General features: G+C 69.9%; 15 protein-coding genes and 1 riboswitch. Of the genes, 8 read left to right on the top strand and 7 right to left on the bottom strand.

The window, feature by feature from the left end; translation table 11 throughout:
- Window positions 1–167: 167 nt before the first annotated feature.
- Window positions 168–1,439, bottom strand: coding sequence for an extracellular solute-binding protein (locus IF55_RS20205; RefSeq protein WP_030878642.1), 1,272 nt, complete (start codon window positions 1,437–1,439; stop codon window positions 168–170).
- A gap of 239 nt (window positions 1,440–1,678) precedes the next feature.
- Here IF55_RS20205 and IF55_RS20200 point away from each other — a divergent pair, with 239 nt between their 5' ends.
- The 3 genes from IF55_RS20200 (at window position 1,679) to mctP (ending at window position 4,548) form a co-directional block, all read left to right on the top strand.
- A complete protein-coding gene (locus IF55_RS20200; protein WP_030878641.1) occupies window positions 1,679–2,452 on the top strand; it encodes a GntR family transcriptional regulator in 774 nt (257 codons plus the stop codon).
- Window positions 2,453–2,650: 198 nt separating this feature from the next.
- Window positions 2,651–2,908 carry a DUF3311 domain-containing protein gene (locus IF55_RS20195; protein WP_030878639.1) on the top strand — a complete coding sequence of 86 codons (258 nt, stop codon included), beginning with the start codon at window positions 2,651–2,653 and terminating at the stop codon, window positions 2,906–2,908.
- Entirely contained in the window at window positions 2,905–4,548 is a 1,644-nt protein-coding gene (mctP, locus tag IF55_RS20190) for a monocarboxylate uptake permease MctP (protein WP_030878636.1), read from the top strand. Before IF55_RS20195 ends, mctP begins: the two co-directional genes overlap by 4 nt.
- 128 nt (window positions 4,549–4,676) lie before the next feature.
- Here mctP and IF55_RS20185 read toward each other — a convergent pair whose 3' ends face one another.
- Window positions 4,677–5,912: a TolB family protein gene (locus IF55_RS20185; protein ID WP_048832211.1), complete on the bottom strand. Its 1,236-nt coding sequence runs from the start codon at window positions 5,910–5,912 to the stop codon at window positions 4,677–4,679.
- Between the two features lie 302 nt (window positions 5,913–6,214).
- Window positions 6,215–7,720 carry a TolB family protein gene (locus tag IF55_RS20180; protein ID WP_030878633.1) on the bottom strand — a complete coding sequence of 502 codons (1,506 nt, stop codon included), beginning with the start codon at window positions 7,718–7,720 and terminating at the stop codon, window positions 6,215–6,217.
- A 1,168-nt stretch (window positions 7,721–8,888) separates the two neighbouring features.
- A riboswitch (cobalamin riboswitch) is annotated at window positions 8,889–9,011 on the top strand.
- A 158-nt stretch (window positions 9,012–9,169) separates the two neighbouring features.
- On the opposite strand from IF55_RS20180, the gene IF55_RS20175 reads away from it, so the two are divergent.
- On the top strand, window positions 9,170–11,650 hold the full coding sequence (locus tag IF55_RS20175; RefSeq protein WP_030878632.1) for a ribonucleoside-diphosphate reductase subunit alpha: 2,481 nt from the start codon (window positions 9,170–9,172) through the stop codon (window positions 11,648–11,650).
- Between the two features lie 2 nt (window positions 11,651–11,652).
- Window positions 11,653–12,735 (top strand): ribonucleotide-diphosphate reductase subunit beta, encoded by a 1,083-nt coding sequence (locus tag IF55_RS20170; RefSeq protein ID WP_030878631.1) that lies wholly within the window; start codon window positions 11,653–11,655, stop codon window positions 12,733–12,735.
- Between the two features lie 75 nt (window positions 12,736–12,810).
- Here IF55_RS20170 and IF55_RS20165 read toward each other — a convergent pair whose 3' ends face one another.
- The 4 genes from IF55_RS20165 to IF55_RS20155 are packed head-to-tail and all read right to left on the bottom strand — an operon-like array spanning window position 12,811 to window position 14,310.
- Window positions 12,811–12,999 (bottom strand): DUF397 domain-containing protein, encoded by a 189-nt coding sequence (locus tag IF55_RS20165; RefSeq protein WP_030878629.1) that lies wholly within the window; start codon window positions 12,997–12,999, stop codon window positions 12,811–12,813.
- Window positions 13,000–13,026: 27 nt separating this feature from the next.
- Window positions 13,027–13,209 (bottom strand): DUF397 domain-containing protein, encoded by a 183-nt coding sequence (locus IF55_RS37390; RefSeq protein ID WP_078644770.1) that lies wholly within the window; start codon window positions 13,207–13,209, stop codon window positions 13,027–13,029.
- A 27-nt stretch (window positions 13,210–13,236) separates the two neighbouring features.
- Window positions 13,237–13,419, bottom strand: coding sequence for a DUF397 domain-containing protein (locus tag IF55_RS20160; RefSeq protein WP_030878625.1), 183 nt, complete (start codon window positions 13,417–13,419; stop codon window positions 13,237–13,239).
- A 9-nt stretch (window positions 13,420–13,428) separates the two neighbouring features.
- The gene (locus IF55_RS20155) at window positions 13,429–14,310 is read right to left on the bottom strand and encodes a helix-turn-helix domain-containing protein (RefSeq protein WP_030878623.1); all 882 of its coding nucleotides are present in this window, start codon (window positions 14,308–14,310) and stop codon (window positions 13,429–13,431) included.
- Between the two features lie 275 nt (window positions 14,311–14,585).
- Here IF55_RS20155 and IF55_RS20150 point away from each other — a divergent pair, with 275 nt between their 5' ends.
- From IF55_RS20150 to IF55_RS20140, 3 genes are all read left to right on the top strand, one after another.
- Entirely contained in the window at window positions 14,586–15,032 is a 447-nt protein-coding gene (locus IF55_RS20150; protein WP_030878620.1) for an ATP-binding protein, read from the top strand.
- A 97-nt stretch (window positions 15,033–15,129) separates the two neighbouring features.
- Window positions 15,130–16,023 (top strand): M20/M25/M40 family metallo-hydrolase, encoded by an 894-nt coding sequence (locus IF55_RS20145; protein WP_037963486.1) that lies wholly within the window; start codon window positions 15,130–15,132, stop codon window positions 16,021–16,023.
- A 25-nt stretch (window positions 16,024–16,048) separates the two neighbouring features.
- Window positions 16,049–17,473, top strand: coding sequence for a M1 family metallopeptidase (locus IF55_RS20140; protein WP_037963483.1), 1,425 nt, complete (start codon window positions 16,049–16,051; stop codon window positions 17,471–17,473).
- Window positions 17,474–17,586: the final 113 nt, after the last annotated feature.

Here is a 17,586-nt window from a genome sequence, read left to right as displayed (position 1 = left end):
GGCCCGTACGGAGCCGGCGGGCAGCCGGGGCCCGGGCCGGGCGGCCGGGGCCGACGGAGCGGCGCCGTCGGCCGGCGGGCGTTATGGGTCCGTACGGACGGAAGTCCGTACGGACCGGGGTGCACCGGTCCGTACGGAGGTGACGTGCGGGCGCGGGCCCGCCGGGCTCACTGCTTCTGGCTGAGCCGCTTGTTCATGTCGGACTCGACCTGCTTGGCGGCCTCGTCGGCGGACTTTCCGGTCAGGACGGCCGTCATGTAGGCCTTGATCGGGTTCGGCTCGTTCTCCACCGCGGCCCACTCGGGGACCAGCGGGGTGGTGCCGCCGCCCGCGACGGCGGGGGTCGCCGCCTCGGCGGCCGGGTTGCCCTTGACGTTGTCCAGCAGGGACTGCTTGTTGGGGATGTTGCCGACCTCCTTGGCCAGCGCGCCCTCGTTCTTGTCGGACAGCGCGACCTTCAGGAACTCCTTGGCGAGGTCCTGCTTCTTGCTGCCCGCGGCGACGGCGAGGTTGGAGCCGCCGAGGAGGACGCCCTCGGGCTTGTCCGCGGTCTCGCCGGGGAGGGTGAAGTAGCCGATGTCCTTGGCGATGGCCGGGTTGGTCTTGATGGCGACGTTCGCCTCCCAGCCCATGCCGATGAACGCGCCGACCTTGCCCTTGCCGAAGACCTCGCCCTGCTGCGGGTTGGCCTCGTCCTTGTCCTTCGGGGCGGTGCTGAACGCCTGGTACTGCTTGTAGATGTCCATGGCCTTGGCGACCTTCGGGTCGCCGAGGTTGCTGACGAGCTTGTTGCCGTCCTTCTTCACCACGTCGGCGCCCTGGGCGAGGATCATGCCGTCGAGGACGTACCAGCTCTGGCCGGGCAGGTAGAGCGGCTCGGCGTCGCCCTTCTTCTTGATCGTGTCGAGGTCCTTGAGGAACTCGGTCCGCGTCTTGGGCGTGTCCTTGATGCCGGCGTCGGCCCAGATCTTCTTGTTGTAGACGACGACGCGGTTGGCGGCCCACCACGGCGCGGCGTACTGCTTGCCGTCGAAGATGGAGGACTTGTTGATGGACTCGGTCCAGTCGGCGCCGATCTCCTTCTTGAGATCGGACAGGTCCTCAAGACCGCCCGTCTGCGCGTACATCGGCGTCTGGGTGTTGCCGATCTCGACCACGTCCGGCGGGTTGGACTCGGAGAGCGCCGTGGTCAGCTTCTGCTGGATGCCGTTCCACTTCTGGATGGTGATCTTGAGCTTGGCGCCCGTCTTCTGCTCGAACTCGGCCTGGACGTCCTTGGTCCACTTCGCCGGATTCGAGCCATCCATGAACCAGACGTTCAAGGTCTCGCCCTTGAATCCGTCGGCGCCCGACTTCTTGTCACCGTCGCCGGACCCACAGGCCGCAACACTCACCAACATGGCCGCGACACCCGTCGCCGCTATGAGCCCACGCTTCACAGCACTCTCCTCAAGGACCGACTGTGGTCTTTAATGGTTTAGACCAGTTCTCGCAGCTTGGCCTAGACCTTTTGGGGTGTCAAGGGTGTATAAGAGTCGCTGTCAGGTCCGTTATCGGACCGACACCTGAGGTCGGAGCCGCGGCACAGGTCCGCTCGGGCCGCGCCCGTGCCACGATGTGACGCGAATGGACGGAGGAGCCGGTGACGGCAGCAGGTTCGGAGTCAGGAAGGCGCACCTTGACGACCGACGGGGACACCACGGAGGGCGGCGCCGTCGGCGCGGCCGGTGTGACGCGCACCGCGCGCGTCCCCAAGTACTACCGCCTCAAACGGCACTTGCTGGAGATGACCGAAACACTACCCCCGGGCACCCCGGTTCCTCCAGAGCGCGCACTGGCCGCGGAGTTCGACACCTCCCGCACGACAGTACGCCAAGCACTCCAGGAACTCGTCGTCGAGGGGCGGTTGGAGCGCATCCAGGGCAAGGGCACCTTCGTCGCCAAGCCGAAGGTCTCGCAGGCCCTCCAACTCACCTCCTACACCGAGGACATGCGGGCCCAGGGCCTCGAACCCGCCTCCCAGCTCCTGGACATCGGCTACGTCACCGCCGACGACCGGCTCGCCGGACTCCTCGACATCACCGCGGGCGGCCGGGTGCTGCGCATCGAACGGCTGCGGCTCGCGAGCGGCGAGCCGATGGCCATCGAGACCACCCACCTGTCGGCGAAGCGCTTCCCCGCGCTGCGCCGCTCCCTGGTGAAGTACACCTCCCTCTACACCGCGCTGGCCGAGGTCTACGACGTGCGCCTCGCCGAGGCCGAGGAGACGATCGAGACCTCCCTGGCCACCCCGCGCGAAGCCGGCCTGCTCGGCACGGACGTGGGCCTGCCGATGCTGCTCCTCTCCCGCCACTCGCTGGACGCGCGGGGCGAGCCGGTGGAGTGGGTGCGCTCGGTGTACCGGGGTGACCGGTACAAGTTCGTCGCGCGGCTGCGGAGGCCGACGGACTGAGGGGGTCTGCGGGCTGGGGGGCGCTGGGGCTGAGGGGGCCCCGTGCTCGTGGCGGGTTGACGCTCATACCCCCTGACCTGCGGGTCCGTGAAGCGTGTCCGTACCGATATGCGGACGGGGGGTGACGTTCGGAGGGCGGCTCCTCTAGATTTCCTGCGCATTACGCAGAAGATCGGTCAAGGGGACGGAGCGCGTGCCATGTCGGAACCACCCAAGGCCGAGCGGAGGCCCATCGTCACGGCGCCGCTCGTCGTGGCGGGCGTCTGCCTCGTCATCCCCTTCATCGCGATCCTGTGGGTCGGCTCGTACGCCAAGACCGACCCGGCCTTCATCGGCATCCCGTTCTTCTACTGGTACCAGATGGCCTGGGTGCTGATCTCGACCGGGCTGACCTCCATCGCGTACGTCATCGTGCGCCGCCACGAGCGGGCCCGTAAGGCGGGTGCGCAGCGATGAACCACGGCGTGAACGGCGTCGCCCTCGGCGTCTTCGTCTTCTTCTTCGTGGCCGTCACGGTCATGGGCTTCCTGGCCGCCCGCTGGCGGCGCGCGGATAACGTTGACAACGCTGCGAGCCTCGACGAGTGGGGCCTCGGCGGCCGCAGCTTCGGCACCTGGATCACCTGGTTCCTGCTCGGCGGCGACCTCTACACCGCATACACCTTCGTCGCCGTGCCGGCCGCCGTGTACGCGGCGGGCGCGGCCGGGTTCTTCGCGGTCCCGTACACGATCCTCGTCTACCCGCTGATCTTCACCTTCCTGCCCCGGCTCTGGTCGGTCTCGCACAAGCACGGGTACGTGACCACCTCGGACTTCGTGCGCGGCCGGTTCGGCTCCAAGGGGCTCTCGCTGGCCGTGGCGCTGACCGGCATCCTCGCCACGATGCCGTACATCGCGCTCCAGCTCGTCGGCATCCAGGCGGTCCTGGACGTGATGGGCGTGGGCGGCGGCGAGAACACCAACTGGTTCGTCAAGGACCTGCCGCTGCTCATCGCCTTCGCCGTGCTGGCCGCTTACACGTACTCGTCCGGGCTGCGCGCGCCCGCGCTGATCGCGTTCGTCAAGGACGGACTGATCTACATCGTCATCCTGGTCGCGATCATCTACATCCCGATCAAACTCGGCGGCTTCGACGACATCTTCGCGAAGGCGGGCCACGCCTTCGAGCAGGTCAATCCGGCCACCGGGAAGCCGCGCGGCGAGCTGGCCAGCGGCGACAAGGCGCAGTGGGCGTACGGGACGCTGGCGCTGGGTTCGGCGCTCGCGCTGTTCATGTATCCGCACTCGATCACCGCGACGCTCTCCAGCCGCAGCCGCAACGTGATCCGCCGCAACACCACGATCCTGCCGCTGTACTCGCTGATGCTGGGACTGCTGGCGCTGCTCGGATTCATGGCGATCGCGGCCGGGGTCAAAGTGAAGAACGGCCAGCTCGCGATCCCGCAGCTCTTCGAGAACATGTTCCCGGACTGGTTCGCGGGCGTCGCCTTCGCGGCCATCGGCATCGGCGCGCTGGTCCCCGCGGCGATCATGTCGATCGCCGCCGCCAACCTCTTCACCCGCAACATCTACAAGGACTTCATCAAGCCCGCGGCCACCCCGGCGCAGGAGGCCAAGGTCTCCAAGCTGGTGTCGCTGCTGGTGAAGGTCGGCGCGCTGGTCTTCGTCCTCACCATGGACAAGACGGTGGCGATCAACTTCCAGCTACTGGGCGGCATCTGGATTCTCCAGACCTTCCCGGCGCTGGTGGGCGGCCTGTTCACGCGCTGGTTCCACCGGTGGGCGCTGCTCGCCGGGTGGGCGGTCGGCATGGTCTACGGCACCGTCGCCGCGTACGGGGTGGCGAGCCCCACCCAGAAGCACTTCGGCGGCAGCAACGACCAGATCCCGGGCATCGGCGAGATCGGCTACATCGGGCTCACCGCGTTCGTGCTCAACGTCATCGTGACGGTCGTGCTGACCGTCGTGCTGCGGGCCGTGAAGGCTCCGGCGGGCGTGGACGAGACGTCGCCGTCGGACTACACGGCGGACGTCGGCGACCCGGGCGTACAGGCGGAGCTGCCGCCGGCGACGGCGGGGGCGCCGGGCGGGCACTGAGGCGTACGCAAGGACCGTACGGGCCAGGGAGCCATACGCGCCGTACGAGCCGTACGAGCCGTACGAGAGGAGAGGGCGGGGCCCCGGCTGTCGAGCCGGGGCCCCGCCCGTACGTTCAGCAGTGCTGCTCAGGGCTCCACGTGCCGTACGAAGACGTCCGCGGCCCCGTTGGTGTCGCCGGCGACCAAGTGGCTGTCGTCGGAATCGAAGACGGCGATCCGGCCCGCGGCGTCGACGTCGACGGCGTCCGTCCACGTCGTTGACTGGCTGTCGTCGTCGGCGAGGCTCACCAGCTCGACCCGGCCCGTCTCCAGGTCGCGTACGAAGATGTCGGCGGCGTTGTTGGTGTCGCCGGGGACGAGGTTCGTCGCGGAGGAGTGGAAGAACAGCAGCCGGCCGCCGTCGGCGAGCTTGCCCCCGTACGAGGCGCTGTCCGGCCGGCTGCCGTCGCCCGCGAGCGATTCCAGGGTCGTACTGCCCTCGCGGAGGTCCCGCAGATAGATCCGCCCTTCGCGGGTGGGGGTCTGCGGCACCACGTTGGGCCAGTAGCTGTGGAAGACCGCGTACCGGCCGTCGGCGCTGAGCGAGGTGACGCTGCCGCCGGCCGTCCGCCCCTGGGAGTCGACCGTCAGGGCGCGGGTCCGCCCGGTGCGCAGGTCGTGGACGAAGGAGGGGTACTCCCTGGGCTTGGCGACCGAGGGCTTGCCGGACTCCTTGGCCGTCGGCGTGCCGGGGTCCAGGTTGGACGCCCGCGAGGTGAAGGCGACATGGCGGCCGTCCGCGCTGATGACCGGAGCGGTGGACGGGCCATCCGCCTGCGCGCCGTCGCTCGCGACGCTCACCCGCCGGGTGGTGTGCGTACCGCGGTCGTACGCGAAGATGTCCTGGGCGTTGTTGGTGTCGCCCGGCGCCAGATCGGCGCGGCGCGAGGCGTACGCGACGACGCGCCCGTCGGCGCTGATCGCCGGCATCCAGGCGTTGTAGAGCTGCGGGCCGGTGGCCGTGCCGACGCTGACGCGCTCCGTGCGGCCGGTGCGCCGGTCCCGTACGAACACGTCGTCCGCGCCGTTGTCGTCGCCCGGCACCAGGTTGGCGGCGTCCGAGTTGAACGCGACGTACCGCCCGTCGGCGCTGATGGCCGCGCCGGACGACCGGGAATCCGCCTGGGCGCCGCCGGTGGCCACACTGACGCGCTCGACTTTCTTCGTCCGCAGGTCCTTGACGAACACGTCGTCCACGCCATTGGTGTCACCGGGCACCAGGTTGGCGGCCGCCGAGGTGAAGACCACATAGCGGCCGTTGGCCGAGACCCCCTCCGTGTACGAGCCGCCGGCCGCCTGCGTCCCGTCGGCGGCCACGCTCACGCGCTCCGTGTGCGGCCGCGCCCCCGAGCCGGCCCAGGCGGCTCCTGTCGGCGGCAGTGCGAGCGCGGCTGCTGCCGTGCCGATGACGGCCGTGCGTCGGAGCAGGCGACCCGGTAAGCGCTTTGGCGAGCGCCTGGGCGCAGGTCTGGGCGCATGTCTGGGTAAGTCCATCCTGACTCTCCCCTCCCAAGAGTCTTCCGTGGCCACCGAGCCAACTCGCTCGGCCGTACACGGTCAACGCGTGGGACGGCCCATAGGACTTCAATACGCCTGTTGCGGCAGAGGGAACTGCGGCTTGTGTCCTACTCCGTGCCGTGCTTCGGCCGACTGCCGTCGGCCTCGCCGGGGGCGGCGCCGCGCGCGAAAACGTTCCGGCCGGGGGCGGTGACTGTCGGCGCGAGGCCGCTGTCGCTGTCGCTGTCGCGGTCATGCAGGAAGAGACTCATGGCGCGGCCCGCGCCTCCGCGCAGCACGGCCGGGCCGCCGCCCTCGAAGACCGCCCAACGGCCGTCCTCGCCGAGCGCGGCGACCCTGCCGGTGTTCCGTACGGGGTCCCACGCGACGCTCGCGGCGCGCGTACGGCCGGTGCGCAGGTCATGGACGTACGAGGGGTACGGGCGGGGCTCCGGGGCGGGGGAATCCGGGGGCGGCGGTCCGGCGTCGAGGTTGGTCGCGCGCGAGGCGAAGGCGACATGGCGGCCGTCCGCGCTGACGATCGGCCAGTTGGACGCCGCGTCCGCCTGGCCGCCGCCATCCGCGACACTGACACGCCGAGTGGCGCGCGTACGCCGGTCGTACGCGAAGACATCCTGCACCTCGTTGGTGTCCCCCGGCACCAGATCGGAACGGTCGGACACGAAGGCGACGACAGCGCCATCGGCACTGATCGCCGGGGCCCGGGAACCGCCGGAGGCCGGGCGCCCTGGGCCCGGGGCCGTGCCGGCTCCAACGCCCGTGCCCTTACCCATGTCCGTACCGTGGGCGCTGATCGCCGGGGCCTGGGAGCCACCGGGGGCCGCACTCCTTGTGCCAACGCCTGCGCCGATGCCTGGCCCCGTATCCGTACCAGTGCCGTCGTCACTGATCGTTGGCGCTCGGGAGCCGGGGGCCGTCGCGTTCCCTGGGCCAACTCCCGTACCCGCTCCCGCGCCGTCGTCACTGATCGCCGGTGACCGGAAGCCGCGGGCCCCGCTCCCTGTGCGGCCACCCGTACCAGCTCCCGCTCCCGCGCCCGTACCGTCGGCACTGATCGCCGGGGTTCGGGAGCCGCGGGCCGTCGCGTTCCCTGGGCCAGCGCCCGTACCCGTGCTCGTGCCCGTACCGTCGTCGGTGATCCGTTCGGTCTGGCCGGTGCGGCGGTCGCGTACGAAGACGTCGGCCGTGCCGTTGTCGTCACCTGGTACGAGGTTGGTGGCCGCCGAGGTGAAGGCGACGTACTGGCCGTCCGCGCTGATCGCGGGCTCCGCCGACCAGGAGTCGCCCTGCGTGCCGTCGGAGGCGACGCTGACGCGCTCGGTGGCGCCGGTCCGCAGGTCCTTGACGAAGAGGTCCTGCTGTCCGTTGGTGTCGCCGGGCACCAGGTCCGCGGCGTCCGAGGAGAAGACGGCGTAGCGGCCGTTCGCGGAGATGGCCGCGCCGCCGAAGGAGCCGGCGGCCTGTGCGCCGCCGGAGACGAAGCCGGCGCGTTCCGTACGCGGCGCCTCCGGCCAGGCGGCTGCCGCCGCCACCGGCAGCAGCACGAGCGAGCACATCCCGGCCCCGACGACGGCCATGCGCGCGTGACGTGCGTGACGCGTGTGACTGCCCATCTCGTCTCCTCCTGAGGTGACGGGGTGCCGGGTGCCGGGTGCCCGGGGCGGGCCGACCGCGGACGAGCCAACTCCGCTGACCGAGCACGGTCAACGGATCGGGCACGGGACCAGGCGTCAATACGCTTGTTGCAGCAGGGAAAAGCGGGGCCCGTGTCATGCACAACCAACACACCGGGCCCACGCGCATGGCAAGAAGCCGACACCACGACAGCGGACCCACGGCACCCCACGCCGGACGTATGCCGGAACCACGGGGCCCGTGCGGGGCCCTCGGCGGGCCTCGGCCGACCTCACAGCGGACCCATGCCGGGCCGCGCCAAGCCCGCGCCGGGCCCACGGCAGACCTCCGCCGGCCCCACGGCGGACCAACGGCGGCCCCATGCCGGGCTCAGGCCGGTACCCACGACGGACCCGTACCGAACCCATGCCGCACCCACCTCCGCCAGAGCCACGGCGGACCCATGCCAGGCCCGCGCCGGGCCCACGGCGGACCTCCGTCGGCCCCACAGGGATCCGTCCCTATGCCGCCCCCGCAGCGAAACCCTGCCGAGCCCACGGCGGGCCTCCGCCAGCCCCACGGCGGGCCTCCGCCGGGCCCACGGCAGACCTCCGCCGGCCCCGCGGCGGGCCAACGGCGGGCCCATGCCAGGCCCGCGCCGGGCCCACGGCGGACCTTCACCAGCCCACGGCGGGCCTCCGCCGGATCCACAGCGGGCCTCAACCGACCCCCGGCGGACCCGCCCCGGACCCGCGCCCGGCCCACGCCGAGCCCGTGGCAGACCTACGTCCGTCGCTATGCCGCCCCGCGGCGAAAGCACGCCGCAGCCGCGGCGGACCCACGCCGCAACCGCCGGCGGCAAAGCCCCGCGCCGCAACAGCGGCCGGCAAAGCCGCGCCGAAGCGGCGCGAAGGTCACGGCCAAGCGGCGGGACGGCCGTGCCGAAGGGGCGCGGCAGCCGCGGAGAAGCGGCCCGCCGGCCGCGGAAAGGCCCCCGGGGCGCGGGGGAACTGCACCCCGGAGCGTGGCAGAACCACCAGGGGGCAAAGCCCCGCCGCGGCAGCGGCACCGGCACCGGCACCGGCACCGGCACCGGCACATTATTCCCACTTCGCACGGAGAGCGACACAAGATGTGGGGGTGCGTGCGACCGCCAGCACAAGATGTATGCTCATGCTCGCTGTCGCCGCAGGGGAATCCGGTGCGAATCCGGAACTGTCCCGCAACGGTGTATGTGTGCGCATTTAAGCACTCACCAGTCCGAGGACCTGCCGACAGTACGTACGCCCCTGGCCGAGCCGCCATGCCCGGCCTGGGCGTCGAATACGTCCGGGCCTCGTGGGTTGGGCCGGTGGACGCCGTGCGGTGCGCCCTTTCCCGGGTCGCGCCCGTACGCGCCCGTCGCGCCCTCCCCTCCTGGCCCCCGCCGAGCGAGGGAGAGCCACACCGTGACCATCGCGCCCGCCGATCCGGTCTCAGCCGATCCGGTCTCAGCCAACGCCGACTCAGCCGACGCCGCCTCAGCCGAGGCAGCCGAGGCAGCGGCCGACGGCCCGGGTACCGCGCTGCTGCGCACCCTGACCGATCTCACCGCCGATCTGCCCGCCACCGACCCCGGCAAGGTCGCCGCCGCCGCGCTGCGCGGCCGCCATCCCGGTTCGGACGCGGCCGAACTGCGGTCGCTGGCCACCGAGGCCGCCGCCGGGCTGATCGCGGAGGAGCCCGAGTACTCGCGGCTGGCCGCGCGGCTGCTGACCCTCGCGATCGCCGCCGAGGCGGCCGGCCAGGGCGCGCTCTCCTTCTCGGCCTCCGTCGCCACCGGCCACCGCGAGGGCCTGATCGCGGACGAGACCGCGGCGTTCGTGACGGCGCACGCCGACCGGCTCGACGCTCTGGTCGACCAGGCGCTCGCCGACGGCGCCGACGACCGGTTCGGCTACTTCGGGCTCCGTACGCTGCACAGCCGCTACCTGCTGCGCCACCCGCTGACCCGGCAGGTCATCGAGACCCCCCAGCACTTCCTGCTGCGCGTGGCGTGCGGCCTCGCCGAGGACCGTTCCGTACGGGCGCTGGAGGACGTCGCCGAGCTGTACCGGCTCACCAGCTCGCTGTCGTACCTGCCCTCCTCCCCCACCCTCTTCAACTCCGGCACCCGGCACCCGCAGATGTCGTCCTGCTATCTGCTGGACTCGCCGCGGGACGAGCTCGACTCGATCTACGACCGCTACCACCAGGTCGCGCGGCTCTCCAAGCACGCCGGCGGCATCGGCCTCTCGTACAGCCGCATCCGCTCCCGCGGCTCCCTGATCCGCGGCACCAACGGCCACTCCAACGGCATCGTCCCGTTCCTGCGGACCCTCGACGCCTCCGTCGCCGCCGTCAACCAGGGCGGCCGGCGCAAGGGCGCGGCCTGCGTCTACCTGGAGACGTGGCACGCGGACATCGAGGAGTTCCTGGAACTGCGCGACAACACCGGCGAGGAGGCGCGGCGCACGCACAACCTCAATCTGGCGCACTGGATCCCGGACGAGTTCATGCGCCGCGTCGAGGCCGACGCCGACTGGTCGCTGTTCTCGCCGGTGGACGCGCCGGAGCTGGTCGACCTGTACGGGGCGGAGTTCGACGCCGCGTACCGCGCGGCCGAGGCGGCGGGCCTGGCCGTCAAGCAGATCCCGGCGCGCGTCCTCTACGCCCGCATGATGCGCACCCTCGCGCAGACCGGCAACGGCTGGATGACGTTCAAGGACGCCGCCAACCGCACCGCGAACCAGACCGCCGAGCCGGGCAGGGTCGTGCACTCCTCGAACCTGTGCACCGAGATCCTGGAGGTCACCGACGACGGCGAGACGGCCGTCTGCAACCTCGGCTCCGTCAACCTCGCGGCGCACCTGGGCGCGGACGGCCAGATGGACTGGGAGCGCCTCGACGCCACGGTCCGTACCGCCGTGACCTTCCTCGACCGCGTGGTGGACATCAACTATTACCCGACCGAGCAGGCGGGGAACTCCAACTCCCGCTGGCGGCCGGTGGGTCTGGGCCTGATGGGCCTCCAGGACGTCTTCTTCCGGCTGCGGCTGCCCTTCGATTCCCCCGAGGCCGCCGAGCTGTCCACCCGGATCTCCGAGCGCATCATGCTCGCCGCGTACGAGGCGTCCGCCGCCCTCGCCGAGCGGCACGGCCCGCATCCGGCCTGGTCCGCGACGCGTACGGCCCGGGGCGTGCTCCATCCGGACCACTACCCGAACGCCGAGCCGCGCTGGGCGGACCGGTGGGCGGCGCTGCGCGCCCGTATCGCCACGACCGGCATGCGCAACTCGCTGCTGCTGGCCATCGCGCCGACGGCCACCATCGCGTCGATCGCGGGCGTGTACGAGTGCATCGAGCCGCAGGTCTCCAACCTCTTCAAGCGCGAGACGCTGAGCGGGGAGTTCCTCCAGGTCAACGCCTATCTGATCGAGGAGTTGAAGGCGCTGGGGCTGTGGGACGCGCGCACCCGCGACGCGCTGCGCGAGTCCAACGGCTCCGTGCAGGAGCTGGAGTGGATCCCCGCCGAGACCCGCGAGCTGTACCGCACGGCGTGGGAGATCCCGCAGCGCGCCCTGATCGACATGGCCGCGGCCCGTACGCCGTACCTGGACCAGAGCCAGTCGCTGAACCTGTTCATGGCCTCGCCGACCATCGGCAAGCTCAGCTCGATGTACGCGTACGCCTGGAAGCGCGGCATCAAGACCACGTACTACCTCCGCTCGCGGCCCGCGACCCGTATCGCCCAGTCCGCGCGCGGTACGGGCGGCGGCGCGCAGCCCGCGCCCGACCCCACTCCCGGGGCGGCGGCCCCCACCCCTCCCCCCGTCCCCGCTCAGGCGGCCGATCCCGAGGCCGTCGCCTGCTCCCTGGAAAACCCCGAGTCCTGCGAGGCGTGCCAGTAACGATGACCACCGCACCCGAGAAGAACGCGTCCCCCGACACCGGCGCCGCGGCCACCCACACCGCCACCACTGCCACCACCGGCACCAAGAACCTCCTCGACCCGGGCTTCGAGCTGACCCTGCGCCCGATGCGCTACCCGGACTTCTACGACCGCTACCGCGACGCGATCAAGAACACCTGGACCGTCGAGGAGGTCGACCTCCACTCCGACGTCGCCGACCTCGCCAAGCTGTCGCCGGGCGAGCAGCACATGATCGGCCGGCTCGTCGCGTTCTTCGCGACCGGCGACTCGATCGTGGCGAACAACCTCGTCCTGACGCTCTACAAGCACATCAACTCCCCCGAGGCCCGGCTGTACTTGTCGCGGCAGCTCTTCGAGGAGGCCGTGCACGTCCAGTTCTATCTGACGCTGCTCGACACCTACCTCCCCGACCCGGAGGACCGCGCGGCGGCGTTCGCCGCCGTCGAGAACATCCCGTCCATCCGGGAGAAGGCGCAGTTCTGCTTCAAGTGGATGGACTCCGTCGAGAACATCGACCGCCTGGAGTCGAAGGCCGACCGCCGCCGCTTCCTGCTCAACCTCATCTGCTTCGCGGCGTGCATCGAGGGCCTGTTCTTCTACGGCGCCTTCGCCTACGTCTACTGGTTCCGCTCCCGCGGCCTCCTGCACGGCCTCGCCACCGGAACCAACTGGGTTTTCCGCGACGAGACGATGCATATGAACTTCGCGTTCTCGGTCGTCGACACCGTCCGCGAAGAGGAGCCGGACCTCTTCGACGACGAGCTGGAACACCAGGTCACCGCCATGCTCAAGGAGGCCGTCGAGGCGGAACTCCAATTCGGCCGCGACCTGTGCGGCGACGGCCTCCCCGGCATGAACACCGACTCCATGCGCGAGTACCTCCAGTGCGTAGCCGACCAGCGCCTCCAGCGCCTCGGCTTCCCGCCCGTCTACGGCTCGGAGAACCCCTTCTCCTTCATGGAACTCCAGAACGTCCAGGAACTGACGAACTTCTTCGAGCGCCGCGCGTCTGCTTACCAGACGGCGGTGGAGGGCTCGGTCTCCTTCGACGACGACTTCTGATCGGTCCCGTTCCGTACGGGACCGGGCTGAGCCGACGCGCCGGCTGGGGGATGCCCCCGCCGGCGCGTCGGCGGCTCAGCTCTCGGCTTTGACGGCCTTGAGGAACGCGCTCCAGGCGGCGCGGTCGGCCGCCAGTACGGTGTCTGGGGCGTCGCTCTCACGGACACGGATACGGCCGTCGAGCCCGGCCGCTACTTCGACGCACTCACCGTTGGTGCTGCCTCCGCTGAAGCTCGACTTCTGCCACTGACGAGGCTCTGGCATGGCCTTCCTTTCACGACGCGTACCGCCTCAGCCACCTGCTTTGATGCTCTTGAGCAACGCCCCCCAGGCAGAACGACTCGCCGCCAGTACCACATCCGGGGCATCGCTCTCACGGACACGAATACGACCGTCGGGCCCAACCGCCACCTCGACGCAGTCATCCTGCCCGCTGGTGCTGTACGACGACTTCTGCCATATGAGCTTGGGCATGGCTCTCCTCCTACGCCGCGTACCGCCTCAGCCACCCGCCTTGACGCTCCTGAGAAACGCCCCCCAGGCGGAACGACTCGCCGCCAGCACCGCCTCCGGCTCATCGCTCTCACGGACATGGATACGGCCGTCGAGCCCGGCCGCCACCTCCACGCAGTCGTCCTGGCCACTACCGCTGAACGACGACTTCTGCCATATGAAGCTGGACATGTGACTCCTTCAGAGGGCATACATGACATGTTGAATGAGGCTCAAGGAATCCCGGGCTTCATGGGACTCAGGGCGGGTATCAGGGTCAACCGGTGGTAGCGCCAACTCGGTCAGCTTGTCGAAAATCCTCTTGTACTTGCCCGCCTGATCCTCGTCCCGCAGGACTGCAGAGTTGACCGGACGCTCCAGGCGCACGGTGTCGAGGTCCGGCGTCGCGCGGCCGAAGATGACGAAGGCACGGCTGATCGCGGAGTACGCGCCCGCCTCGAACGGGAAGATCTGCACCGTGACATTGGGGAGCCGGGCCATCTCGATGAGCCGACTCAGTTGCTGCCGCATGGTGCGGGGGCTGCCTGCCCGCGTGTGGAGCGCTGCTTCATGGATCACGGCGTGACAGGCCACGGGCGTATCACGATAGAGGATCTGCTGTCGGGCAATGCGGAACTCCACATACCGACCCACGACCTCCTCGCGGCCGTCAGCGGTTTCGCAGACGGCTCGCGCGTAGTCAACAGTCTGGAATAGGCCCGGGATGAGCAGCAGTTCGTGAGACCGGATACTGACGGACTGGGATTCCAATTCGGCCAGGTCAAGTGCTGGCCGCCCCATGACATCCGCATAGGAATCCCACCAGCCCTTCCCCCGGTCCTGTGCCATCGCCATGAGCCCCTCGAAGAGCGGTCCCTCCGAGCAGCCGTAGGCGCGGAGCAGCTTGTGCAGGCCATTGCGTGGCACGTCAACACGGCCGGCCTCGATATTGCTGACGCGTTGGCGGTCCGCGTCGATGATCGCCGCGGCCTGATCCCCCGAAAGCCCGGCGCCGATACGCAGCTTTCGCAGTTCGACACCTAGCCGTCGCTGCCGTTCGCTCGGTTGACTCCTCGGTGGCATCCACCCTCCTCACCTCGCCGCACAGTCTCGCGCGCCCTCAACTGCCAGTCCACGCAGGCGCTGCGGACCCACTCGTCCGAGGGAGATAGCGCGGAAGCGGTTGTAACTTACGAAATCTCTTCCCTACTGTCGAAGACGAATCGCCCGCCCCGGCGTAAACCGGAAGCGTCCCGTAGGCGTGTACGCACAACGTGTCCTCAGCACGTCGACATGTCCGCGCCTACGCGACCGCGCCCGCCAGGGGACTGGGCCCCCCGTGACCAAAGGAGTCACGCATGTGTCCCAGCACCGCGACCGCCGAACCCCCGCGGCCAGACTTCTCCCTCGTCTTCCCACCCCGCCCCGGGTGGGTCCATACCGCCCGCCAGGCCATGCGCACGGCACTCGCGGCCGCGGGCCGGGCCGATCTCGTCGACGTCGCCGTACTCCTCACCTCCGAAGCCGTCACCAACGCCGTCAACGCCTGTATCGGCAGCGGGTGTTCGGTTCCCGTGACGCTCTACGCCGAGTGGGACGTCGGAGGATCGCTGCGCGTACTGGTCCACGACGGGGCTCCGGGCCTGCCCAAGGAGGCTCCGGGCCTGCCCAAGGAGAGCGCGCCGAGCGACGCGCGGGAGAACGGGCGGGGGCTGCTGCTCATCGGGGCGTGCGCGTCGGAGTGGGGGGTGTGCGCGCACGGGCCGGGGCCAGGGAAAGCCGTGTGGTTTCAGCTCGCGGGGTGATACGCGGAGCGGGCGGCGCAACCCCGGCCCCCGTCGGGCGTCTGGTCGGCGAAGGCACTTTTCGGTGCTGGAGTTTCGACCGACTGGAGGAGTGTCCATGAAGTTGGCCAGCCGTCGTACGTACACGGTCGGGGCCGTGGGGCTCGGGCTCGTGCTGCTCGGGACCGGGGCCGTGCCCGCTGGGGCCGACCCGGCCCGTACCCAGGCGGGGCCGCCCGCCATCTCGGAGCAGGACGTCATGCCGCACCTGAACGCCCTCCAGAAGATCGCGGACCGCGACGGCGGAAACCGCGCCTTCGGCACCAAGGGGCATGAGCAGTCGCTGGAATACGTGAAGGGCGTGCTCGACAAGGCGGGCTTCAAGACCCGCGTCGACTCCTTCACGTACAAGGGGGCCGTCGGCCACAACCTCATCGCGGACTGGCCGGGTGGGGACGCGAACCACACGCTGTTCGCGGGCGCGCACCTCGACAGCGTCCCGGCGGGGCCGGGGATCAACGACAACGGGTCCGGCTCGGCCGCCGTTCTGGCCACGGCCCAGGCCGTGGCCAAGGGGCATCTGAAGCCGAAGCGGCATCTGCGGTTCGCGTGGTGGGACGCGGAGGAGGAGGGACTGGTCGGTTCCGCGCGGTACCTCAAGAAGCTCCCGGCCGCCGAGCGCAAGAAGATCGACACCTATCTGAACTTCGACATGACCGGCTCCAAGAACGTGCGGCAGTGGCTCGTCGTGCACGACGGCAAGGAGGCCACGGACGCGTTCGAGGACTATTTCGCGGCCAAGAAGCTCCCCACCTTCGACATCGGCGTCGGCGGCTCGGACCACGAGTCGTTCGGGAAGGCCGGAATCCCCACCTCCGGCTTCACCACGGGCGTCGGGAACTGCCTGCACGAGGCGTGCGACCGCATCGACAACGTGGACCCGAAGACCGAGACCATGAGCGCCAACGCCATCGCCAACGTGGTCTGGAAGCTCGCCACCACCACCCGCTGACGCCGACAGGAACGGACGCCACCTCATGCGTACACCCCACCGCTTCGCCCTGCTCGGCGCGCTCGTCGGCAGCCTCGCCCTCTCCACCGGCCCCGCCTCCGCCGCCATCGGCGGCAGCGGCGTGGGCGACCCCTACTACCCCGACGACGGCAACTCCGGCTACCGGGTCTCGCACTACGACGTGCGCGTCGGCTACGACCCCGCCCGCACCCGCTACCTCGACGGCGACACCACCGTCACCGCCAAGGCCACCGAGGACCTGGACCGCTTCAGCCTGGACCTGAAGGGCTTCACCGTCGCCTCCGTCGACATCGACGGCGCCCCCGCGAAATCCTTCTCCCGCTCCGGCGAACACAAGCTGGACATCACCCCCGGCCGGCGACTCGCCAAGGGAAAGAAGTTCACGGTCCGCGTCCGCTACGCCGGCAAACCGGTCGGCGGCGCCTGGAACACCATGAAAGACGGCGGCGCGTACGTATCCGGGGAGCCGCATTCCTCGCGGGACTGGTACCCGAGCAATGACCACCCGTCGAACAAAGCCACCTTCCAGCTCACGGCGACCGTCCCGGACGGTTGGACCGCGATCGGCAGCGGACTGCCCGGCAAGACCACCACCGGCGAGAGCGCCGACGGCAAGGCCACCAAGACCTTCCGCTGGCGCGAGGACAGCCCGGTGGCCACCTATCTGACCGCCTTCGCCGTCGACAAATTCACCGTGCACCACTCGAAGCTCAAGGACGGTACGCCCGTCATTCACGCGTACAGCCCCGGCACCGAGGCGGCGAGCCAGAAATGGGAGGGGCTGCTCCCGGACATCCTCGACTTCTTCTCGTCGAAATTCGGCCCGTACCCGTTCTCCTCCGCCGGCGGCATCGTCGTGAGCGGCGGCGACGGCGACGGCCCGGGAGCCCTTGAGACGCAGACCCGCCCCACGTACGACGGGTCGATGTTCGACATGTCGATGACCCACGAGGACGCCCACCAGTGGTTCGGCGACAGCGTCACGGTCGCCGACTGGCGCAACGGCTGCCTCAACGAATGCTTCGCGCAGTACGCCAGCCAGCTCTGGGAGGAGCACAAGGGCGCCGACATCGACGGGTACTTCTACCACGACACCGTCGAGGAGCAGAAGAACAACCCCGAGTACTGGGGCGTAAAGCTCTACGACCCCGGAAAGGGCAGGGAATTGGACCCGGCGTTGTACGACAAGGGGTCGCTGATGATCCACGCCCTGCGCCGCACCGTAGGCGACAAGGCGTTCTTCGCGACGCTCAAGCAGTGGACCCACGACCATCGCGGCTCCAACGCGACCTGGCCGCAGTTCGAAAAGCTCGCCCAGAAGGTCTCCGGAAAGGACCTCACCGGCTTCTTCAACGCCTGGGTGCACAGCACCAAGATCCCGGAGAAGAAGTACCTCTACCCGGGCTCGCTGGCGAAACTGACGAAGTAGGCGAAGTACGTGAAGTAGGCGGAGTACGTGAAGTAGGCGGAGTAGCCGGAGTAGTCCGCTGATCGGCGATCAACGGGCATACGGGGTGCGGCACTTCGATGAGGCCGCACCCC

The sequence above is a fragment of the Streptomyces varsoviensis genome, from assembly GCF_000718635.1.
In the GTDB taxonomy this organism is placed as follows: domain Bacteria; phylum Actinomycetota; class Actinomycetes; order Streptomycetales; family Streptomycetaceae; genus Streptomyces; species Streptomyces varsoviensis.
Note: the sequence above shows the minus strand (reverse complement) of the source record. Positions and strands in the feature narration are given on the sequence as shown.

What these genes read in the sequence shown, in the direction of transcription:
- IF55_RS20195 (WP_030878639.1), top strand. Translation starts at nt 2,651, where the DNA reads ATGTCGGAACCACCCAAGGCCGAGCGGAGGCCCATCGTCACGGCGCCG.
- mctP (WP_030878636.1), top strand. Translation starts at nt 2,905, where the DNA reads ATGAACCACGGCGTGAACGGCGTCGCCCTCGGCGTCTTCGTCTTCTTC.
- IF55_RS20170 (WP_030878631.1), top strand. Translation starts at nt 11,653, where the DNA reads ATGACCACCGCACCCGAGAAGAACGCGTCCCCCGACACCGGCGCCGCG.
- IF55_RS20180 (WP_030878633.1), bottom strand. Translation starts at nt 7,720, where the DNA reads ATGGGCAGTCACACGCGTCACGCACGTCACGCGCGCATGGCCGTCGTC.
- IF55_RS20160 (WP_030878625.1), bottom strand. Translation starts at nt 13,419, where the DNA reads ATGTCCAGCTTCATATGGCAGAAGTCGTCGTTCAGCGGTAGTGGCCAG.
- IF55_RS20140 (WP_037963483.1), top strand. Translation starts at nt 16,049, where the DNA reads ATGCGTACACCCCACCGCTTCGCCCTGCTCGGCGCGCTCGTCGGCAGC.
- IF55_RS20165 (WP_030878629.1), bottom strand. Translation starts at nt 12,999, where the DNA reads ATGCCAGAGCCTCGTCAGTGGCAGAAGTCGAGCTTCAGCGGAGGCAGC.
- IF55_RS37390 (WP_078644770.1), bottom strand. Translation starts at nt 13,209, where the DNA reads ATGCCCAAGCTCATATGGCAGAAGTCGTCGTACAGCACCAGCGGGCAG.
- IF55_RS20155 (WP_030878623.1), bottom strand. Translation starts at nt 14,310, where the DNA reads ATGCCACCGAGGAGTCAACCGAGCGAACGGCAGCGACGGCTAGGTGTC.
- IF55_RS20145 (WP_037963486.1), top strand. Translation starts at nt 15,130, where the DNA reads ATGAAGTTGGCCAGCCGTCGTACGTACACGGTCGGGGCCGTGGGGCTC.
- IF55_RS20150 (WP_030878620.1), top strand. Translation starts at nt 14,586, where the DNA reads ATGTGTCCCAGCACCGCGACCGCCGAACCCCCGCGGCCAGACTTCTCC.